Raw genomic sequence first — 4,936 nt, 5'->3', positions numbered from 1 at the left:
AGCTAAGCGACTTCCATATCTCACAGGGGGCAACCCCCAACTACTTCCGGCGTTCTAGGGCTTAACTTCTGTGTTCGGCATGGGTACAGGTGTATCTCCTAGGCTATCGTCACTTAACTCTGAGTAATACCTACTCAAAATTGAATATCTATTCAAACCAAGAAAACCATTCGCTTTCGTATTCTCAGTTACTTTGGATAAGTCCTCGAGCTATTAGTATTAGTCCGCTACATGTGTCGCCACACTTCCACTTCTAACCTATCTACCTGATCATCTCTCAGGGCTCTTACTGATATAAAATCATGGGAAATCTCATCTTGAGGTGGGTTTCACACTTAGATGCTTTCAGCGTTTATCCCTTCCCTACATAGCTACCCAGCGATGCCTTTGGCAAGACAACTGGTACACCAGCGGTAAGTCCACTCTGGTCCTCTCGTACTAGGAGCAGATCCTCTCAAATTTCCTACGCCCGCGACGGATAGGGACCGAACTGTCTCACGACGTTCTGAACCCAGCTCGCGTGCCGCTTTAATGGGCGAACAGCCCAACCCTTGGGACCGACTACAGCCCCAGGATGCGACGAGCCGACATCGAGGTGCCAAACCTCCCCGTCGATGTGAACTCTTGGGGGAGATAAGCCTGTTATCCCCAGGGTAGCTTTTATCCGTTGAGCGATGGCCCTTCCATACGGAACCACCGGATCACTAAGCCCGACTTTCGTCCCTGCTCGAGTTGTAGCTCTCGCAGTCAAGCTCCCTTATACCTTTACACTCTGCGAATGATTTCCAACCATTCTGAGGGAACCTTTGGGCGCCTCCGTTACCTTTTAGGAGGCGACCGCCCCAGTCAAACTGCCCGTCAGACACTGTCTCCGATAGGGATCACCTATCTGGGTTAGAGTGGCCATAACACAAGGGTAGTATCCCAACAACGTCTCCTTCGAAACTGGCGTCCCGATCTCATAGACTCCTACCTATCCTGTACATGTGGTACAGACACTCAATATCAAACTGCAGTAAAGCTCCATGGGGTCTTTCCGTCCTGTCGCGGGTAACCTGCATCTTCACAGGTACTAAAATTTCACCGAGTCTCTCGTTGAGACAGTGCCCAAATCATTACGCCTTTCGTGCGGGTCGGAACTTACCCGACAAGGAATTTCGCTACCTTAGGACCGTTATAGTTACGGCCGCCGTTTACTGGGGCTTCAATTCATACCTTCGCTTACGCTAAGCACTCCTCTTAACCTTCCAGCACCGGGCAGGCGTCACCCCCTATACATCATCTTACGATTTAGCAGAGAGCTGTGTTTTTGATAAACAGTTGCTTGGGCCTATTCACTGCGGCTGACTTAAAGTCAGCACCCCTTCTCCCGAAGTTACGGGGTCATTTTGCCGAGTTCCTTAACGAGAGTTCTCTCGCTCACCTGAGGCTACTCGCCTCGACTACCTGTGTCGGTTTGCGGTACGGGTAGAGTATGTTTAAACGCTAGAAGCTTTTCTTGGCAGTGTGACGTCACTAACTTCGCTACTAAACTTCGCTCCCCATCACAGCTCAATGTTATAGAACTAAGCATTTAACTCAATTCACACCTCACTGCTTAGACAGACACTTCCAATCGTCTGCTTTAGTTAGCCTACTGCGTCCCTCCATCACTACATACTCTAGTACAGGAATATCAACCTGTTGTCCATCGGATACACCTTTCGGTCTCTCCTTAGGTCCCGACTAACCCAGGGCGGACGAGCCTTCCCCTGGAAACCTTAGTCTTACGGTGGACAGGATTCTCACCTGTCTTTCGCTACTCATACCGGCATTCTCACTTCTATGCGTTCCAGCACTCCTCACGGTATACCTTCATCACACATAGAACGCTCTCCTACCATACCTATAAAGGTATCCACAGCTTCGGTAAATTGTTTTAGCCCCGGTACATTTTCGGCGCAGGGTCACTCGACTAGTGAGCTATTACGCACTCTTTGAATGAATAGCTGCTTCTAAGCTAACATCCTAGTTGTCTGTGCAACCCCACATCCTTTTCCACTTAACAATTATTTTGGGACCTTAGCTGGTGGTCTGGGCTGTTTCCCTTTCGACTACGGATCTTAGCACTCGCAGTCTGACTGCCGACCATAATTCATTGGCATTCGGAGTTTATCTGAGATTGGTAATCCGGGATGGACCCCTCACCCAAACAGTGCTCTACCTCCAAGAATCTTTATGTCGACGCTAGCCCTAAAGCTATTTCGGAGAGAACCAGCTATCTCCAAGTTCGTTTGGAATTTCTCCGCTACCCACAAGTCATCCAAGCACTTTTCAACGTGCCCTGGTTCGGTCCTCCAGTGCGTCTTACCGCACCTTCAACCTGCTCATGGGTAGGTCACATGGTTTCGGGTCTACGTCATGATACTAAGGCGCCCTATTCAGACTCGGTTTCCCTACGGCTCCGTCTCTTCAACTTAACCTCGCATCATAACGTAACTCGCCGGTTCATTCTACAAAAGGCACGCTCTCACCCATTAACGGGCTCGAACTTGTTGTAGGCACACGGTTTCAGGTTCTATTTCACTCCCCTCCCGGGGTGCTTTTCACCTTTCCCTCACGGTACTGGTTCACTATCGGTCACTAGGGAGTATTTAGGGTTGGGAGATGGTCCTCCCAGATTCCGACGGGATTTCACGTGTCCCGCCGTACTCAGGATACTGCTAGGTACAAAGACTATTTTAAATACGAGGCTATTACTCTCTTTGGCTGATCTTCCCAAATCATTCTTCTATAATCTTTGAGTCCACATTGCAGTCCTACAACCCCGAAGAGTAAACTCTTCGGTTTGCCCTTCTGCCGTTTCGCTCGCCGCTACTAAGGCAATCGCTTTTGCTTTCTCTTCCTGCAGCTACTTAGATGTTTCAGTTCACTGCGTCTTCCTCCTCACATCCTTAACAGATGCGGGTAACAGGTAGTACCTGTTGGGTTCCCCCATTCGGAAATCCCTGGATCATCGCTTACTTACAGCTACCCAAGGCATATCGTCGTTTGTCACGTCCTTCTTCGGCTCCTAGTGCCAAGGCATCCACCGTGCGCCCTTATTAACTTAACCTTATTTTTTGACCTTTCAGTCATAAACTCTTATTAATACTACAGCGTTTTCGGTTTATTTTCTTGTTACTATTTGATATAGATATTCAATTTTCAATGTGCATTACTTGGTGATCTCTCACCAATGGAGCCTAGCGGGATCGAACCGCTGACCTCCTGCGTGCAAAGCAGGCGCTCTCCCAGCTGAGCTAAGGCCCCACAAGACCTCTCAAGACTAAACAAGACCAATGCGCAGTTCCTTATCCTTAGAAAGGAGGTGATCCAGCCGCACCTTCCGATACGGCTACCTTGTTACGACTTCACCCCAATCATCTATCCCACCTTAGGCGGCTGGCTCCTTACGGTTACCTCACCGACTTCGGGTGTTACAAACTCTCGTGGTGTGACGGGCGGTGTGTACAAGGCCCGGGAACGTATTCACCGCGGCGTGCTGATCCGCGATTACTAGCGATTCCGACTTCATGTAGGCGAGTTGCAGCCTACAATCCGAACTGAGACTGGCTTTAAGAGATTAGCTTGCCGTCACCGGCTTGCGACTCGTTGTACCAGCCATTGTAGCACGTGTGTAGCCCAGGTCATAAGGGGCATGATGATTTGACGTCATCCCCACCTTCCTCCGGTTTATTACCGGCAGTCTCGCTAGAGTGCCCAACTGAATGATGGCAACTAACAATAGGGGTTGCGCTCGTTGCGGGACTTAACCCAACATCTCACGACACGAGCTGACGACAACCATGCACCACCTGTCACCTCTGTCCCGAAGGAAAACTCTATCTCTAGAGCGGTCAGAGGGATGTCAAGACCTGGTAAGGTTCTTCGCGTTGCTTCGAATTAAACCACATGCTCCACCGCTTGTGCGGGCCCCCGTCAATTCCTTTGAGTTTCAACCTTGCGGTCGTACTCCCCAGGCGGAGTGCTTAATGCGTTAGCTACGGCACTAAACCCCGGAAAGGGTCTAACACCTAGCACTCATCGTTTACGGCGTGGACTACCAGGGTATCTAATCCTGTTTGCTCCCCACGCTTTCGAGCCTCAGCGTCAGTTACAAGCCAGAGAGCCGCTTTCGCCACCGGTGTTCCTCCATATATCTACGCATTTCACCGCTACACATGGAATTCCACTCTCCCCTCTTGCACTCAAGTTAAACAGTTTCCAAAGCGTACTATGGTTAAGCCACAGCCTTTAACTTCAGACTTATCTAACCGCCTGCGCTCGCTTTACGCCCAATAAATCCGGACAACGCTCGGGACCTACGTATTACCGCGGCTGCTGGCACGTAGTTAGCCGTCCCTTTCTGGTAAGATACCGTCACAGTGTGAACTTTCCACTCTCACACTCGTTCTTCTCTTACAACAGAGCTTTACGATCCGAAAACCTTCTTCACTCACGCGGCGTTGCTCGGTCAGACTTCCGTCCATTGCCGAAGATTCCCTACTGCTGCCTCCCGTAGGAGTCTGGGCCGTGTCTCAGTCCCAGTGTGGCCGATCACCCTCTCAGGTCGGCTATGTATCGTCGCCTTGGTGAGCCGTTACCCCACCAACTAGCTAATACAACGCAGGTCCATCTGGTAGTGATGCAATTGCACCTTTTAAGCAAATGTCATGCAACATCTACTCTTATGCGGTATTAGCTATCGTTTCCAATAGTTATCCCCCGCTACCAGGCAGGTTACCTACGCGTTACTCACCCGTTCGCAACTCATCCGGAGAAGCAAGCTCCTCCTTCAGCGTTCTACTTGCATGTATTAGGCACGCCGCCAGCGTTCGTCCTGAGCCAGGATCAAACTCTCATTAAAAGTTTGAGTTCTCACTCATTTCTGTCACTGACAGATTTATTGTTTTTT

At 50.0% G+C, this 4,936-nt stretch carries 1 tRNA gene and 3 rRNA genes; all 4 read right to left on the bottom strand.

Annotated features, from left to right (window positions below):
- Position 1: 1 nt before the first annotated feature.
- A 5S ribosomal RNA gene (rrf, locus tag OVN23_RS10270) occupies positions 2 to 117 on the bottom strand.
- A 76-nt stretch (positions 118 to 193) separates the two neighbouring features.
- Positions 194 to 3,094 (bottom strand): 23S ribosomal RNA (locus OVN23_RS10265).
- A 124-nt stretch (positions 3,095 to 3,218) separates the two neighbouring features.
- Positions 3,219 to 3,291: transfer RNA gene (locus OVN23_RS10260), tRNA-Ala, on the bottom strand.
- 51 nt (positions 3,292 to 3,342) lie between these two features.
- A 16S ribosomal RNA gene (locus OVN23_RS10255) occupies positions 3,343 to 4,888 on the bottom strand.
- Together the 16S, 23S and 5S rRNA genes with 1 tRNA gene alongside form the textbook arrangement of a ribosomal RNA operon.
- Between the last annotated feature and the right edge of the window lie 48 nt (positions 4,889 to 4,936).

It is taken from the genome of Streptococcus sp. Marseille-Q6488, assembly GCF_946902925.1.
Classification (GTDB): Bacteria; Bacillota; Bacilli; order Lactobacillales; family Streptococcaceae; genus Streptococcus.
Note: the sequence above shows the minus strand (reverse complement) of the source record. Positions and strands in the feature narration are given on the sequence as shown.